The sequence below is a fragment of the Xanthobacter sp. 91 genome, from assembly GCF_000702385.1.
In the GTDB taxonomy this organism is placed as follows: Bacteria; Pseudomonadota; Alphaproteobacteria; order Rhizobiales; family Xanthobacteraceae; genus Xanthobacter; species Xanthobacter aminoxidans.
In genome coordinates this window covers 2,840,544-2,856,352 of the sequence record NZ_JNIB01000001.1, presented here as the reverse complement: position 1 = coordinate 2,856,352, position 15,809 = coordinate 2,840,544, and the positions used below count along the sequence as shown (strand labels likewise).

Here is a 15,809-nt window from a genome sequence, read left to right as displayed (position 1 = left end):
CCTGCCTATCGCCATCGGCGCCCGCATGCTAGAGGCGCCCAACGCCTCCCCTTCGCGCTGGCCGCGCCCAGCCGACTTGCAGAGCCCAGCCGACCGAGACCATGTCCCAGCCCCCTCCGCTCCCCCCGCCCCTCGCGAAGCTGCTCTATGACGGCTACCAGCTCCAGTTGCGCGAGCAGTATGAGGACGCGGCGCGGGCCTATCGCAAGATCCTGAAGTCCGTCCCGGACCATGCCGACGTCATCCAGCTGCTCGGCATCTGCCGCGCCCGGCAGGGCCGCGAGGCGGAGGCCATCGAGCTCTATCGCAAGGCGCTGGCGCGGCGGCCGGACGATCCCAAGCTCCATTACAATCTCGCCCTCGCTTACGGCGCGCTGAAGCGCACGGCCGAGGAAGTCGCCGCCATGGGCGAGGCCTTCGCACGCGACCCGACCCTGCCGCTCGCCGCCAACGTGCTGTTTCCCGCCCGCCGCGCCACCTGCGACTGGCGCGGCCACGCGCGGCTTCTGGAAAACCTGCGGCTCGGCGCCATCGGCCAGAGCGCGCCCTCCATTCCCTTCCTCACGCTCTATCTGGACGACCCCGCGATGCATCTCGCCGGGGCACGGCGCTGGGTCGAGGCGGAGAAGACGCCCGCGCGGCCGCTCGTTTTCGATCACTCCGCCCGGCGCGCCGCCACGGGCCCGATCCGCGTCGCCTACGTCTCGGCCGACTTCCGCATCCATCCCACCACCCACCTCATCGCCGGCCTGCTGGACCGGCACGACCGCAGCCGGTTCGAGATCACCGCCGTCTCCATCGGCCCGGACGACGGCTCGCCCGAGCGGGCGCGGGTGAAGGGGGCGGTGGACCGCTTCCTCGATGTGGAGAAGGCGAGCACCGAGGACATCGCCCGGCAGATGGCCGGGCTCGGCATCGACATCGCCGTCGACCTCATGGGCCACACCCAGGGCGAGCGCATGGCCCTGTTCGCCCATCGCCCGGCACCGGTGCAGGTGGCCTTCCTGGGCTATCCCGGCACCAGCGGAGCCAGCTTCTTCGACTACGTGATCGCCGATCCGGTGGTGCTGCCCTTCGCGGATGCGCCCTTCTACAGCGAAAAGATCGTCCAGCTGCCGCACTGCTACCAGCCGAACGATCCCGACCTGCCCGTCGCCGAGCCGCCGGGACGCGCCGCCTGCGGTCTGCCCGAAGACGCCTTCGTGTTCGTCTCCTTCAATGCTGCCTGGAAGCTTGATCCGGAAGCCTTCTCCAGCTTCGCCCGCATCCTCGCCGCCGTGCCGGGATCGGTGCTCTGGCTGCTGGAGGGGCGGGCCGGCACAGACGACAATCTGCGCCGGGAAGCCGAGCGGCGCGGGCTCGACCCGTCGCGGCTCGTCTTCGCGCCGCGCGTGCCGCTGAAGGAGCATCTCGCCCGCATCGGCCATGCGGACCTCTTCCTCGACACCTTCCCCTACACCGCCCACACCACCGCCAGCGATGCGCTGCGGCGCGGGGTGCCCATCGTGACCCGCACCGGCCGCTCCTTCGCCTCGCGGGTGGCGGACTGCCTCATGCGTCAGGTGGGCCTGGGTGATCTCGCGACGACCACGCCTGCGGCGTTCGAGGCGCTCGCCATTTCGCTCGCCCGCGATCCCGCGGCGCTTGCCGAGGTGCGCGCCCGCCTCCAGGCGGGACTGCCCGCCTCGCCGCTGTTCGCCGTGGACCTTTATGCGCGCCACATCGAGAGCGCCTACGAGACCATGGCGGCGCGGATGCGCGCCGGAGCGCCGCCCGAGGCGTTTGCCGTCGCGGCGCTCTGAACAGAAAGCTCAGCCGGCGACCGGCGCGCCTTCGGCCTTCCCCTGGCCCGGATCGCACTCCGGCGCCTCGGAGAGGGGCACCCGGCCCCGGCTGTCTCCCTCCTCCCGCGCCTTGTCGGCGAGCAGCGCATATTCCAGCCGGAGGCGCTCCAGCACCTCCTCGTCCAGGTCTTCCAGGTCGAGCAGGCTCTCGCGCGGGCCATCGAGGCGGGCGATCAGCTCGTCCAGCTTGATCTGGAGCGCGGCCGTGTCGCGGTTCTGGCTGTTCTGGATCAGGAACACCATCAGGAAGGTGACGATGCTGGTGGAGGTGTTGATGACCAGTTGCCAGGTGTCGTTGAAGCCGAAGATCGGCCCGGTGAGCCCCCAGACCACCAGAACCAGCACCGCGATGATGAAGGTGACGGGCTTGCCCGCCCACCGCGACACGGCCTGCGACACGCGGGTGAAGAACGGGCGCGGGGCGCGGCCGGATTCGACCTTGCGCCGCAGTTCGCGGATGTCGTCCTGATTGCTCATGTGTGATGCCTCCGCGGGGCCGTGCAAAAACGGGACGCCGCGCACCGGATGCGTTCGTCATGGAAAGAACGCAGCGAGGGAACGAACGGCCGCGCCGGCGGTTCCGCTCATGGCTGCGCTGGCGCTTGATGGACACGCGCGCCGCCCGGAGGCTTCCATGACCGTTCAGATGATCCTGCTGCCGCTTTTCGTCCACGTGGCCCTGGTGCTCGCCGTGCTGCTGCGCGCCGTGCGCTCCACCGAGGTGACGGCGGACGGGCTGCGCGCCGGCCTTGCCGCCGTGCTGTTCTACACCCTGACCTGCCTCGCCCTGTTCACCCGCAAGGCGGACGTGGCGTTCGTGGTGCTGGCCTGGATCTTCGTGCTGCTGCGCCTCGCCGCCGCCTTCCCCCAGATGCTCTCCCCCAAGCTGCGGGCCGAGCGCGGCATCGGCGGCGTCAGCCTCGATCTTGCGAGCCTTGCCGTGCTGACCCTGATGTGGGTGCTGTTTGCGTTCGCCATCCTCCTCGCCATCTGACAGCGGGGCGGTTGACAGGCGCGCCGTGGCGTCCGAGGAGTCTCGTCCTTGCGCCCGGGGCGCCCGCACGGGTGCTCGCACTGGAACTTGCGATGACCGATCCCGCCCGCCACGTCCTCGCCTTCGGCGGCCATGACGTCCTCTTCGTCATGGCGACCAGCCAGGAATACGGAGAGCACCTGAAGGCCCGCATCGACCCGCTCATCACCGGCGTCGGCCCGGTGGAGGCGGCGGTGGAGACGGCGCGGGCGCTCGCCATCCTGCACCATCAGGGCCGCCATCCGGACCTGGTGGTGACGCTGGGGTCGGCCGGCTCGCGGCGGCTCGATCACGCGGAAGTCTATCAGGTCGCCCGGGTCGCCTATCGCGACATGGATGCCTCGGCGCTCGGCTTCGAACGCGGCAAGACGCCCTTCCTCGACGAGCCGGTGGTGGTGGAGCTGCCCCACCGCATCGCCGGCGTGCCGGAAGCCTCCCTCTCCACCGGCGGGGCCATCATCTCGGGCGCGGCCTATGATGCCATCGCCGAGGACATGGTGGACATGGAAACCTTCGCCGTGCTGCGCGCCGCCCGCCGCCACGGCGTGCCCCTCCTCGGCCTGCGCGGCATCAGCGACGGCAAGGCTGAGCTGACCGGCTATGCCGACTGGACCGAATATCTCCACATCATCGACGAGAAACTGGCCCGCGCCCTGGACCTTTTCTCCCGCCAGCTGACCGCGGAGGGGCTCGCCCCCGCCGTGAAGCAGGCCTGACCCGACAACCAGAAGAGCCACCGTGACCCCTGCCGCCCGCCTTTCCGCCGCCATCGAGATCCTCGCCGACCTCTCCGCGCGCCGCCGCCCCGCCGCCGATGCGCTGAAGGACTGGGGCCTCTCCCACCGCTTCGCCGGATCGGGCGACCGCGCGGCCATCGCCGGCATCCTCTACGACACCCTGCGCCGGCGCGCCTCCGCCGCCCATGTGATGGGATCGGAGGAGCCGCGCGCCCTGGTGCTCGGCATGCTGGCGCTCATGCGCGGCCTTTCGGTGGACGATATCGCGGCGCTCGCCGATGGCGGACGCTTCGCCCCGGCCCCCCTCTCGGAGGCCGAGCGCGCCCGCCTCGCGGACCCAAGCCTCGAGGGCGCGGCGCCCTTCGTGCGCGGCGACTATCCCCAGTGGCTGCACGCCTCGCTGCGGCATGTGTTCGGCGAGAGCGTGATCGAGGAAGGCGCGGCGCTGGCCGCACGCGCCCCGCTGGATTTGCGCATCAACACGCTGAAGGGCGAGCCCGAGGCGGTGAAGGCGGAACTCTCCCACCTTCACCCCGAGCCCTGCCGCTTCTCGCCCCTTGCCCTGCGCATCAGGCTTGATTCCGAGGGCAAGGCGCCGCCGGTTTCCGCCGAGCCCGCCTTCCTGCGCGGCGAGGTGGAAGTGCAGGATGAGGGCTCCCAGCTCGCCGCCATCCTCGCCCGCCCCATCCCCGGAAGCCAGGTGCTGGACCTGTGCGCCGGCGCCGGCGGCAAGACGCTGGAATTCGCCGCGCTGATGGACAACAAGGGCCAGATCTACGCCCACGACAGCGACATCCGCCGCCTGAAGCCCATGCACGAACGCCTCGCCCGCGCCGGCGTGCGCAATGTGCAGGTGCGGAGCCCGCGCGGCGCCGAGGACGTGCTGCACGACCTCGAAGGCAAGATGGACCTCGTCCTTGTGGACGCCCCCTGCACCGGCACCGGCACCTGGCGGCGCAACCCCGACGCCAAATGGCGCGTGCGCCCCGGCGCGCTGGCCCAGCGCACCGCCGAACAGGCCAAGATCCTGGAACAGGCCGCCCATTATGTCCGCCCCGGCGGCCGCCTGGCCTACGTCACCTGCTCGCTTCTGGACGAGGAGAACGGCGCCCAGGTGCGCGCCCTCCTCAACAAGCGGGAGGATTTCTCCCCCGTCGCCCCCACCGAGGCCGTTCTGGCGCTGGGCGCCTCCGGCCCCGCGCTGGCGGAAGCGGCACTGGCCAGCCGCGAGGGCCTGCTGATGACCCCGCGCCGTACCGGCACGGACGGCTTCTTCGTGAGCGTGATGAAGCGGGCGGGGTGAGGCGGGGGCATTAGAATTCCAGGATCATTTGACCCTCAACGCCCGGATACTGCGCTTCTGGCTTAGCTCTCCATTCAAACTCGACTGAAACTCCGATCTGTAGGTGATCCGCGACTTGTACGATAGCTCGCCAAGCCGCATTGGCATCTTGGCCTTGAACCGAAAAATTACCTCCCGGAACGTAGCGATAACCTTCATCACTCTTTGCTCCTTCGATCAGGTTAACGTTTACGATCCGTCGGAGTTCGGAAAGTGCCCCTAAGCGCGTTAACGCCAGACGTAGGACAAACTCCATAAGACCGTTCCATGTAGGGTTTGGAATCGGCAGGTTATGGGTACTTGCTGCTGTCATCTTCGTGTGCGTTAGGCTGGGCGGATTCCTGGGATCAAACCTCCTACGAGCGGAAGCTCCGGCTTCATTAGAATGGGTTACGCTGGAGGGGCCAGTGCCGCCTCTTTCCCAAGCCAGAAGTAGCTTGACGATCACAGTTTCGGGCGTGGTGTCGACAAATGGCTCGGCAACAGCCTGTAGCCGACGGTATGTTTCGTCTGAGATCGAAATCGAAACCGGCATCGCTTGCAGCCCATCCCTCTGTAATTCACGCATAAGCCATACGCCGTATAACGTCAAGACAGTCGAAGGCGGGGTGAACTTTCAGCGCAAGCGGGGCGTTGTCCGCGCGTATGCCACTGCGCTGAAAGGACAGGCCATGGGTCTCATCCGCCTGCTGCTCCTCGTGGTCGTCCTCGTCGGCGGCTACTGGGCCTATTATGTCTATGCCTCCGGCGAGCCCTATGACGAGATCGGCACCGCCATCAATTCCCGCCTCCCCGAACAGGCCCGTTCATTCGGCTGTGCCGAGCTGAAGCGCCGGCATTCCGGCGCCGTGAACCCGCCCACCGGTTGCGAGCCGTTCTGGACGCGCATCTGACCCGCGCCGCGCGCTCATACGAGCCCTGCGCGGCGCTTGACTTTTGGAATCGGCGCTTTGCGGTTAAAGGAGGTGCGAAACTCGCCCTCTGGCCCAAGGCTTGCCCCAATGAATGCAGCGCCCGCCGCGCCCGCCACCTCCCAGGACACCGTCCTCATCATCGATTTCGGCAGCCAGGTGACGCAGCTCATCGCCCGCCGGGTCCGCGAGGACGGGGTCTATTCCGAGGTGGTGCCGTTCCAGAAGGCGGAGGAGGCCGTTGCCCGCCTCAAGCCCAAGGCCATCATCCTCTCCGGCGGCCCGGCCTCGGTGATCGAGGGGCAGAGCCCCAAGGCGCCGGATGCGGCGTTCGCGGCGGGCGTGCCGGTTCTGGGCATCTGCTACGGCGAGCAGTGCATGGCGGCGCAGCTCGGCGGCGCGGTGGAGGCGGGCCACCACCGCGAGTTCGGCCGTGCCGAGGTGACGGTCCAGAAGTCCGTGCCCCTGTTCGACGGCGTCTGGCGCCCCGGCGAGCGCCACACCGTGTGGATGAGCCACGGCGACCGCGTGACCCGCCTGCCCGAGGGCTTCGAGGTGGTGGCCACCTCCGAGAACGCCCCCTTCGCCGCCATCGCCGACGTGTCGCGCAATTATTACGGCGTGCAGTTCCATCCCGAGGTCGTGCATACGCCGGACGGCGCGCGCCTTCTCTCCAATTTCGTGCGCAAGGTGGCGGGCCTCGAAGGCACCTGGACCATGGGCGCCTTCCGCGAGCGCGCCATCGCCCGCATCCGCGAGCAGGTGGGCACGGGCCGGGTCATCTGCGGCCTCTCCGGTGGGGTGGATTCCTCCGTCGCGGCCGTGCTGATCCACGAGGCCATCGGCGACCAGCTCACCTGCGTGTTCGTGGACCACGGCCTGATGCGCCAGGCCGAGGCGGACGAGGTGGTCTCCCTCTTCCGCGGCCACTACAACATCCCCCTCGTCCATGTGAACGCCGCCGACCTGTTCCTGAAGGAACTGGAGGGCGTTGAAGACCCGGAAGTGAAGCGCAAGACCATCGGCCGGCTCTTCATCGACGTGTTCGACGCCGAAGCCAAGAAGGTGGGCGGCGCCGATTTCCTCGCCCAGGGCACGCTCTATCCGGATGTGATCGAAAGCGTTTCCTTCGCCGGCGGCCCGTCCGTCACCATCAAGAGCCACCACAATGTGGGCGGGCTGCCCGACCGCATGAACATGAAGCTGGTGGAGCCCCTGCGCGACCTGTTCAAGGACGAGGTGCGCGCGCTCGGCCGCGAGCTCGGCCTGCCGGAGAGCTTCGTCGGCCGCCACCCCTTCCCCGGCCCCGGCCTCGCCATCCGCTGCCCCGGCGCGGTCACGCAGGAGAAGCTCGACATCCTGCGCAAGGCCGACGCCATCTATCTCGAAGAAATCCGTTACGCCGGCCTCTACGACGTGATCTGGCAGGCCTTCGCCGTGCTCCTGCCCGTGCGCACCGTGGGCGTGATGGGCGACGGCCGCACGTACGACCACGTCCTGGCCCTGCGCGCCGTCACCTCGGTGGATGGCATGACCGCCGATTTCTACCCCTTCGACATGACCTTCCTCGGCCGCACCGCCACCCGCATCATCAACGAGGTGAAGGGCGTCAACCGCGTGGTCTACGACGTGACGTCGAAGCCCCCGGGGACCATCGAGTGGGAATGATCTGACGTGGTTCGCGGCGTTTCGCGAACAATCGCAACATCATCATAACTAGCTGAAATAAAACAAAAAGTCAAGTGTTCACTATCGGAGCCTATCGCCTTGAAGCGATGGGCTCTGACGGTGCGCGCGACGGTATACGTTTTTCGCCGTCAGCCGGATTTTTGCCCTACCGTCAGGCCAGAAATGGAAGCAGCCCGCGGAAATCAAAGTTAGTACGCTGTTTTATAACGATTATTCACGTTGATTGACGGTATCGGATTTGACGGTAAAATTGGGGCTCGAAAAGGCGCTTTGGATCGTCAACGAGGCCGTCCCCATGCTCACCGACATGGCCATCAAGAGGCTGAAACCAAAAGATAAATTATACAAGGTGGCCGATCGTGACGGTATGTACGTTTCTGTCGCCACGACAGGCCAAATCACCTTCCGGTACGACTACCGTTTGAACGGTCGCCGGGAGACGCTGACGATCGGCCGCTATGGCACCGACGGCCTCACGCTTGCCGAAGCCCGCGAGCGCTGCATCGCGGCCCGCAAGCAGGTGGCGGAGGGGCTTTCCCCCGCGCACGAAAAACAGCGCGACAAACGGCGCAAGGCCATGGAGCGCAGCTTCGGTGCGGTGAGCGCCTTATGGATCAAGGAAGCGCGGATGGCGGAAAGCACCCGCTCGATGCGCAAGGCCATCCTCGATCGCGACATTCTCCCCGCCTGGAAGAGCCGCCTGCTGACCGAGGTGACGCCGGACGATCTGCGCCAGCTCTGTGCCAAGGTGAAGGAGCGTGGCGCCCCGGCGACCGCCATCCACGCCCGCGATATCGTCAAACAGATCTTCGCCTTCGCCATCCTGCACGGCGAGAAGGTACCGAACCCGGCCGACGAGGTCGGTCCTGCCTCGATCGCGACTTTCCAGCCGAAGGACCGGGCGCTGTCCCCGTCCGAGATCAAGATCATGCTGCAGCAGATCGAGCACGTGCCGACTCTGCCGACCATCCGTCTCGGCTTGCGCCTGATCCTGCTCACCATGGTGCGCAAGAGCGAACTGCAGGACGCAGTCTGGGACGAGGTCGATTTTGAGAACGCCGTCTGGACCATTCCGAAGGAGCGCATGAAGCGGTCGAAGGCGCACAACGTCTACCTGTCGCAACAGTCGCTCGACATCCTGATCGCCCTCAAGACCTGCGCCGGTAACTCGCGCTATCTGCTGCCCTCCCGCTACGACGCCGACGCCCCCATGTCGCGGGCGACCTTCAATCGCGTGACCACGGCTGTTGTGACACGGGCGAAGAAGGAGGGGCTGCTGCTGGAGCCGTTCACGGTCCACGATCTGCGCCGGACCGGCTCGACGCTCCTGAACGAGATGGGCTTCAACAGCGACTGGATCGAGAAATGCCTCGCCCACGAGGACGGGCGCTCATCACGCGGCGTCTACAACAAAGCGGAGTACGAACCGCAGCGCCGCCACATGCTCCAGGAATGGGCCGACATGATCGATGCCTGGGTCAACGGCCAGAAGCGCGTGCCGACGCTGTTGCTGGCATCGATGGTGTTTATGGGCGGCGATTGAGAATCGGGCAAAACTCGAAGCGCCGGACTTTTGGGCATTTCCTCAGCTAGACTGTTACGTCCGGGATGGGACCGGTGGCGGACTGGCAACTTTCGGATGGATCGCTAAGGTGACCGTGGGACGACTGGCGGCGCCGACTGCTGAAGCCTCCAAGCGAGCAGAGCTTCCACGGTATCATCCCCTGCGCCAGCAGCCCCATAGACGTCGACCGCTTCCGAGAAGGCTATGAGAAGGAACCGTGCTAGCTGTTCCGCAGTCGCGATGTTGACCTCGACACCACCCTTACCGTCTGGAAGTTCAGTATGTAGCGTCGGCCAAGTGCCGTGCAGCACGCGGCTGCGCGACGTGACGATTGATGCCGCCAACTGGTCCGCCGTGATGCCACCGATGTCGTCGTCCCTCTTCTTTCCGAAGAACGCCTCCAGGCCCTGAAGCAACCGCTTCTTGCTGCCGCTCGAGTTCTCGGAGCGGAAGAGCACCTCGATGGTCGTCTCGAACTTGGCGATGGCTACGGTGTCTAGCGGCTCCGCTACCGCCTCATGATACCAGTAGGCGGCATTGCACCACGTCTCGTCGAGTGCGGGTCGGACGCCACTTCCGTCGACGTAGCTTTGCAGGCGGCTGCCCATCGATTCCACTGCGGGAGCACACTGCGTCAGTGCTATCTCCAGCGCACCTGGACCGAATGCGCGACCGGGCTCGTCATTCTGAGTATCCGGCGACACGGTGCCGTCGGTGGTTGAGAGCCGTGCCCACCAGACTGGCGCCGCCCGCGACGTGGCGCGCGATGCGCGCTTGAACATCCCCGGCGGAGTGAGGAGTTGGACGATCGCGAGCGCCACGTCGACGGCGATGTCCGCGGTCAGGTTGGACTGGGTTTTCTCCCGCCCAGGGATGGAGACCTCAGCGATGGTCCCCGCGTTCCGCATCCCCGCGATCCTAAGGAGGCCGCCGATGTGGATTTCCGTAAGGCTGGACATCGCACCCTCGCCGACCGGCCAGACGTCCTCTCTCTTGAGGCCCAAGTCTTCGACGGGGATCTCGTTGAAAGGATAGAAGCGCACGGGTCCGATTGAGAATGCCTCGGTCGGCCACGCGTTCACGGTGCATGGAATGTAGTGAGTCCGAACGAGATCCTGCGAGGCGAACCACGCACTGATCCTTCCATCGAACTCGGCGATCTCGCGGTCGGCGAGTGGGCCAGCGGGTCGTTCCGCCCATATGGCGATGGCGAGTTGGGCGAGCGCCTTCGCTAGCGACTGTCGGCTGACAGACCGGGCTCCGTGTTCGCTTCGAGACCGCAGGTCACCGGCGAGCTGCGAGAGTGCAAGCATTCCGGCCCGCGTGAATCCGGATGCGGCTTCCAGGCGGAGATTGATCGACGCCTCGACCAATCCCTCTCCGTGGAGGAAGTCGTGCAGGTCACGATCGTCCATCGGCCGCTTGGATGGCAGCTTCAGGTTCTTGAACTCCAGGTGGGCCTTGCGGAGAAAAGCGATTTCGGACGGCGTCATGGTAATAATCTGTAGTCGGTCGCTGCGCAGTGGCCAAGCACTCTTACGAACAGACTGCCGACGGTCTTCGGGAAACTCATCGGACTACCTCTTCTGGCCGTCCGCACCGGCTGGTGGACTGAGCACAATGACGCTACGGGGGCGCGGGTTGGCGACATCCAGGCCGATGACCTGGACTCACGACCACTTTTAGTATCGACGGTCAAAGTGAACGACAGGGATTGAGTTGCAAAGCCGAAACGCCCGCTATCAAAGCGCCGACCAAGGCCCACTCTGGCGCCAGCTGAACTTCGATCTGGCTGGCCACTCCTTTCGAATGACCGGCGGGAAAATGTAGTTCCGTTCAGCCAAGCTGAATTGGGGGCTTGACCGGTCGGGTGCGGCGTTGACGAACATCCGGCGCCGGTGCTCTGCGCAAGGCGTCTGTCTCCGATGCGCGACGCCGTTCGTCGAGCCAGATCTCGACCTCTGCCAAATCCCACACCACGCAGCGTGGCGTCAGGAAGAAGCGCTTGGGAAACTCGCCGCGCTGTTCCATCTCGTAGATCGTCGTATCGGCGAGCGGCACGATCTTGCGGAGCTCCGGACGGCGGATCGCGCGCTTGAGTAGATTGGCGGGCGGCTGAAACCGCCTGGAGGTGCTCTGGACAGGCTCGTTGGCGGGTGGTTGCTCCGCGTCGGAGGCCAAGGCCCGATCTTCTTGAGAAAACGTCTGTTCGCGTTTCATGTCGATCGCCTTCGATCGCAGTGGAATGACTGTGACCAAGGTGATGCATGTCGCTCGCTCATTGAAGACATCGGGCGTTGGCGTGCGGGAAACGGTGGCCATCGCGCGGGAATCGGAAGGCAATCGCGAGCGACGCTAGACGCCTTCTTCCCTAAAGCCCGGCGGATCCTTTCCTGAGCGCACTGTGCCTGCGGCCTTCGATCATCCCCTCTCGAAAAGCTTCGGTAACGCTGGCCGCCGCCGCGGCGCGGTCAAGCCCGGCCCGCACCTGACCGAGTAGGGCCTGACCGCGCCGCTCGACTGCGCCGTCCGAACGCCTCCTCGCCCTCGATCGGAGGGTAACATCGAATGGAGGCCGACATGGCCGCAGCGCTCATCACCAACGAACTCTACGCCCGGCTTCTCACCAATGGCGCGCGCAGCGCCGCAGGCGAGGACATCGATCCGCGTCCCGTCGTCAAGCTCTTCACACCGGACGCCGGCGCCACGTGGCTTCTTACCGAAGCCGATCCCGAAGACCCCGACCGCCTATTTGGCCTCTGCGATCTCGGCCTTGGCGAACCTGAGCTCGGCTATGTCAGCCTTGCCGAAATCCGCTCGGTTCGCGGACGGCTCCGGCTTCCGGTCGAGCGTGACCTCTTCTTCACGGCCGAGCATTCCTTGAGCTGGTACACTCAGCGCGCCCGTCAATCCGGCAGGATCGTCACCGACTGACGATCGCAACCGCGCCCCGCCTTCGAGCGGGGCGCTTCGTCGTGCCCAGCCGCAAGCGACGGTCTCGCCGCAGATGGACCTCGCCAGTCTCGGGCTCGCACCACAGCCCGCGACGCCATCCGCGCAGGACCGCCAGCTCGCGTTTCTGAACCAGGCACCCGACAAGCGCACCGTCCCACCGGATCAAGCCAGACGCGCACTGATCGCATGAAGCAATCAAGGTCTGATATGACGGCTTCACTTCAACATTGAGCGTTACAGGATCATGGGGCGGCATCGATACGGTGACTCCTCAATCAAAGCGCGGCAGAGCGAGACCGGGTGCAAGGGCCGAGCGTTCCCGATTGGTGGCTTCGTCGCCAGCCAGTTGAGGCCCGGCTACTGGAAGGGCCCCGCGCGGCCGGAGGACGTCCTCGTCAAGACCGTCGGCAGGAGCAATCGGAACGACCCCGCCCGCTCCCCATCATCGTCTGGGGCCGACTCTCGACTGACCAGCTGCCCCGCTCGATCGCAGCTGGATGCCCCACCGGCACCGTTTCTGATCGAATGGGGCGCTTCCAATCAGTCTCCTCTCAAGTTCGTGGTGGAAGCTAGCTTTTACAGGTGGACTCTGGCATCTTTTGCCAACCTTTAACCAGAGGCGTGGCCGATGCCCGATGAGATTCTTACGTTGCTGGAAGTGGCAGGCCTGCTGAAGGTGGCGGAGAAGACCGTCTATACGATGGCTCAACGCGCCGAGATCCCGGCATTCAAGGTAAGGGGGCAGTGGCGGTTCAAGCGGGTTGATCTCGATGGTTGGATAGAGGCGCAGAAGGTTGTCCAGAACCCGTCGACGCCGAAGAATGACCCCAAGCCTTCAGACGATGAGGCGACGGATCGTGGGAGTCGGGATGATCACTGACTTCCACGCAAAATACCTGGCTCACGAGCTGACAAAACGGTGCGCACCCGATAGCTCGGAACGTCTAGCGGGTGCGGTGGCCGGCGCTCAGGTCGATCTTAACCCGCATCAGGTCGACGCTGCGCTGTTTGCCTTCGCGTCGCCCCTTTCAAAGGGTGCGTTGCTCGCCGATGAAGTTGGCCTCGGGAAGACAATTGAAGCCGGATTGGTCATCTCTCAGAGATGGGCCGAGCGAAAGCGGCGTATCTTGGTCATTGCGCCCTCAAACTTGCGCAAACAATGGCACCAAGAACTGAGTGAGAAATTTCTACTCCCCGGCGTGATCCTGGAGTCAAAGTCATACAACCAGTCCATTCGAGATGGATCTCTTCAGCCTTTCGAAGTCAAAAATGCCATTGTGATCTGCTCTTATCAGTTTGCGCGCTCCAAGGCATCGGACGTGCAACGGGTGCCTTGGGATCTTGTCGTGATTGATGAGGCCCATCGGCTCAGAAACGTCTATAAACCTTCAAATGTCATTGCCAACACACTCAAGAATGCGCTTTCTCAGAAGAACAAGCTACTTCTGACTGCCACGCCACTCCAGAATTCGTTGCTCGAATTGTACGGTCTCGTCAGTTTCATCGACGAGCATGCCTTTGGTGACGTCAAAAGCTTCCGCGAGCAGTTCGCGAATCCGGGTGACAAACGGAACTTTGAGGCGCTGAAGGAGCGCCTGAAGCCGATCTGCCACCGGACACTTCGGCGCCAGGTGACGGCATACATCCCCTATACGCGTCGCCTGCCTCTGGTCGAGGAGTTTACACCCGCAGACGGTGAAGACCGCCTCTATCAACTTGTTTCCGACTATCTGCAGCGTGACAATCTGCAGGCGCTACCCTCTGGGCAGCGATCGCTGATGACGCTTGTCCTACGCAAGCTGCTGGCGTCGTCCACATTCGCGATCGCTGGAGCCCTGAGTTCGATTTCGCAGCGTCTGCAGGCGAAGCTGGATTCGCACCCGGTCGCGAAACCTTTGGAGGATGAGCTTTCCGAGGATTTCGAAGCTCTCGATGCGACGGCCGACGAATGGCCAGAGGAACCGGAAGACGAAGCGCTGACCGATGCCGATCGCAGAGCCATCGAGTCTGAAATTGCAGACCTCAAGTCTTTTGCCCAATTGGCGACGTCGATCGAGCATAACGCCAAGGGCAAGGCGCTCCTCAAGGCATTGGACGTGGCATTCGCGAAGGCGCGCGAACTTGGCGGTGCGGAGAAGGCGATCATCTTCACCGAGTCACGAAAAACGCAGGAATACCTTCAACGAATCCTCTCCAACAGCCCCTATGCGGATGGCGTCGTCCTGTTCAATGGAACGAACACCGATCCGCTCTCGCGCGGGATCTACGCGCGTTGGATCGAGCGACACGCCGGATCGGATCGTGTCACGGGATCGAGAACCGCCGACATGAGATCCGCTTTGGTCGACTATTTCCGCGACGAAGGCCAGATCATGATTGCGACGGAGGCCGGAGCCGAGGGCATCAACCTGCAATTCTGTTCGCTCGTCGTGAACTATGACCTTCCGTGGAATCCGCAGCGGGTGGAGCAGCGGATTGGCAGGTGTCACCGGTACGGCCAGAAACACGACGTCGTCGTCGTGAACTTCATCAATCGCAAGAACGAGGCGGACCAGCGCGTCTATCAGCTTCTCTCAGAGAAGTTTCGGCTCTTCGAAGGTGTGTTCGGCGCGAGCGATGAGGTCCTGGGCGCGATCGAGTCTGGCGTGGATTTCGAGAAGAGAATTGCAAGCATTTACCAGGAGTGCCGCCAACCCGAACACATTCGGGCGGCCTTCGATCAATTGCAATTGGAACTGAGTGTCGAAATTGGCGCAGCCATGAGCCAGACGCGACAGAAGCTTCTCGAAAAATTCGATGACGAGGTTCGAGAGAAACTCCGTATCCGAGATGAGGATGCGAAGGTCTATCTCGATCGCTATGAGCAATGGCTGATGCGCCTGACCCGCCACGAGCTCGACGGATTGGCGACGTTTCACAACAGTTCATCGTTCACTTTGCCTGGCCGACCTGATTGGGCGAATGGCGCCGCCATTCCGCCCGGGCTTTACGAGTTGCCGAGGCGATCCGGAGAGGCGCATACCTATCGTCTCAACCATCCTCTGGGCGAAGCCGTTTTGGCGCGTGCAAAGGAACGTCCGCTCGTCCCGGCCGAGGTGCATTTCGACTACGCCAATCATTCCGGCAAGATCAGCATTCTCGAACCCTATATCGGCAAGGCTGGCTGGCTGGTCGCATCCCTGATGACGGTTGAAGCGCTCGACGAAGCGGAGGATCACATCCTCCTCGCCGGCATCGCGGATGACGGCGGTATGCTCAGCAGTGAGGTCTGTGACCGCCTTCTGACAATTCATGGCACGCGCGGACAGGATGTCGCTCCCGACGGCGGGGCCATGATGCGTCTCGATCGGTCCCTGAGCGAAAGCCAGGCTCTGATCCGCAGAGGTGTGTCGGAACGGAACGCGCGGTTTTTCGAAGCCGAAGCTGACAAGCTCGATGGCTGGGCAGATGACCTCAAAGTGGGGCTGGAGCGAGAGATCAGGGAAATCGATCGGCTCATCAAGGAGGCCCGTCGTGCTGCCACGACCGCCCTGACCCTTGAAGAGAAGCTCGCGGGGCAGAAGCAGATCAAGACGCTCGAAGCGACACGCAATCAGAAGCGCCGGTCCCTCTTCGATGCGCAGGACCAGATTGACCGGCAGCGCGCCGAACTTATCGCCCAGATCGAGTCCAAGCTCGAACAGAAGGTCGATGTCGCGTCCCTTTTCACCATCCGCTGGACGTTGGATTGAATC

General features: G+C 64.5%; 13 protein-coding genes. 10 read left to right on the top strand and 3 right to left on the bottom strand.

Going from position 1 to position 15,809, the window contains the following annotated elements:
* Positions 1-101 precede the first annotated feature (101 nt).
* On the top strand, positions 102-1,802 hold the full coding sequence (locus tag A37E_RS0113495; RefSeq protein ID WP_051679012.1) for a tetratricopeptide repeat protein: 1,701 nt from the start codon (positions 102-104) through the stop codon (positions 1,800-1,802).
* A 9-nt stretch (positions 1,803-1,811) separates the two neighbouring features.
* Here the strand turns inward: A37E_RS0113495 and A37E_RS0113490 are convergent, their stop codons facing one another.
* The gene (locus A37E_RS0113490; RefSeq protein ID WP_051679011.1) at positions 1,812-2,321 is read right to left on the bottom strand and encodes a low affinity iron permease family protein; all 510 of its coding nucleotides are present in this window, start codon (positions 2,319-2,321) and stop codon (positions 1,812-1,814) included.
* A gap of 157 nt (positions 2,322-2,478) precedes the next feature.
* Here A37E_RS0113490 and A37E_RS0113485 point away from each other — a divergent pair, with 157 nt between their 5' ends.
* From A37E_RS0113485 to A37E_RS0113455, 6 genes are all read left to right on the top strand, one after another.
* Positions 2,479-2,838 (top strand): hypothetical protein, encoded by a 360-nt coding sequence (locus A37E_RS0113485; RefSeq protein ID WP_029557072.1) that lies wholly within the window; start codon positions 2,479-2,481, stop codon positions 2,836-2,838.
* 92 nt (positions 2,839-2,930) lie between these two features.
* Positions 2,931-3,593 carry a 5'-methylthioadenosine/S-adenosylhomocysteine nucleosidase gene (locus A37E_RS0113480; protein ID WP_029557071.1) on the top strand — a complete coding sequence of 221 codons (663 nt, stop codon included), beginning with the start codon at positions 2,931-2,933 and terminating at the stop codon, positions 3,591-3,593.
* A gap of 22 nt (positions 3,594-3,615) precedes the next feature.
* The gene (locus tag A37E_RS0113475) at positions 3,616-4,917 is read left to right on the top strand and encodes an RsmB/NOP family class I SAM-dependent RNA methyltransferase (RefSeq protein WP_029557070.1); all 1,302 of its coding nucleotides are present in this window, start codon (positions 3,616-3,618) and stop codon (positions 4,915-4,917) included.
* Positions 4,918-5,627: 710 nt separating this feature from the next.
* The gene (locus tag A37E_RS0113465; RefSeq protein WP_029557069.1) at positions 5,628-5,849 is read left to right on the top strand and encodes a hypothetical protein; all 222 of its coding nucleotides are present in this window, start codon (positions 5,628-5,630) and stop codon (positions 5,847-5,849) included.
* Between the two features lie 108 nt (positions 5,850-5,957).
* The gene (gene guaA / locus A37E_RS0113460) at positions 5,958-7,535 is read left to right on the top strand and encodes a glutamine-hydrolyzing GMP synthase (RefSeq protein WP_029557068.1); all 1,578 of its coding nucleotides are present in this window, start codon (positions 5,958-5,960) and stop codon (positions 7,533-7,535) included.
* Between the two features lie 316 nt (positions 7,536-7,851).
* Positions 7,852-9,099, top strand: a complete 1,248-nt coding sequence (locus A37E_RS0113455; protein WP_029557067.1) for a tyrosine-type recombinase/integrase — start codon at positions 7,852-7,854, stop codon at positions 9,097-9,099.
* Positions 9,100-9,203: 104 nt separating this feature from the next.
* Here A37E_RS0113455 and A37E_RS0113450 read toward each other — a convergent pair whose 3' ends face one another.
* Positions 9,204-10,613, bottom strand: coding sequence for a hypothetical protein (locus A37E_RS0113450; RefSeq protein ID WP_051679009.1), 1,410 nt, complete (start codon positions 10,611-10,613; stop codon positions 9,204-9,206).
* Between the two features lie 343 nt (positions 10,614-10,956).
* Entirely contained in the window at positions 10,957-11,208 is a 252-nt protein-coding gene (locus A37E_RS0113445) for an AlpA family phage regulatory protein (protein WP_029557065.1), read from the bottom strand.
* A 492-nt stretch (positions 11,209-11,700) separates the two neighbouring features.
* Between A37E_RS0113445 and A37E_RS0113440 the strand changes: the two genes are divergently transcribed.
* From A37E_RS0113440 to A37E_RS0113430, 3 genes are all read left to right on the top strand, one after another.
* A complete protein-coding gene (locus tag A37E_RS0113440) occupies positions 11,701-12,054 on the top strand; it encodes a DUF2958 domain-containing protein (RefSeq protein WP_029557064.1) in 354 nt (117 codons plus the stop codon).
* 649 nt (positions 12,055-12,703) lie between these two features.
* Positions 12,704-12,955, top strand: a complete 252-nt coding sequence (locus A37E_RS0113435) for a helix-turn-helix domain-containing protein (protein WP_051679008.1) — start codon at positions 12,704-12,706, stop codon at positions 12,953-12,955.
* Positions 12,945-15,806: an SNF2-related protein gene (locus A37E_RS0113430; protein WP_038193068.1), complete on the top strand. Its 2,862-nt coding sequence runs from the start codon at positions 12,945-12,947 to the stop codon at positions 15,804-15,806. The genes A37E_RS0113435 and A37E_RS0113430 overlap by 11 nt, the downstream gene beginning before the upstream one ends.
* Positions 15,807-15,809 lie beyond the last annotated feature (3 nt).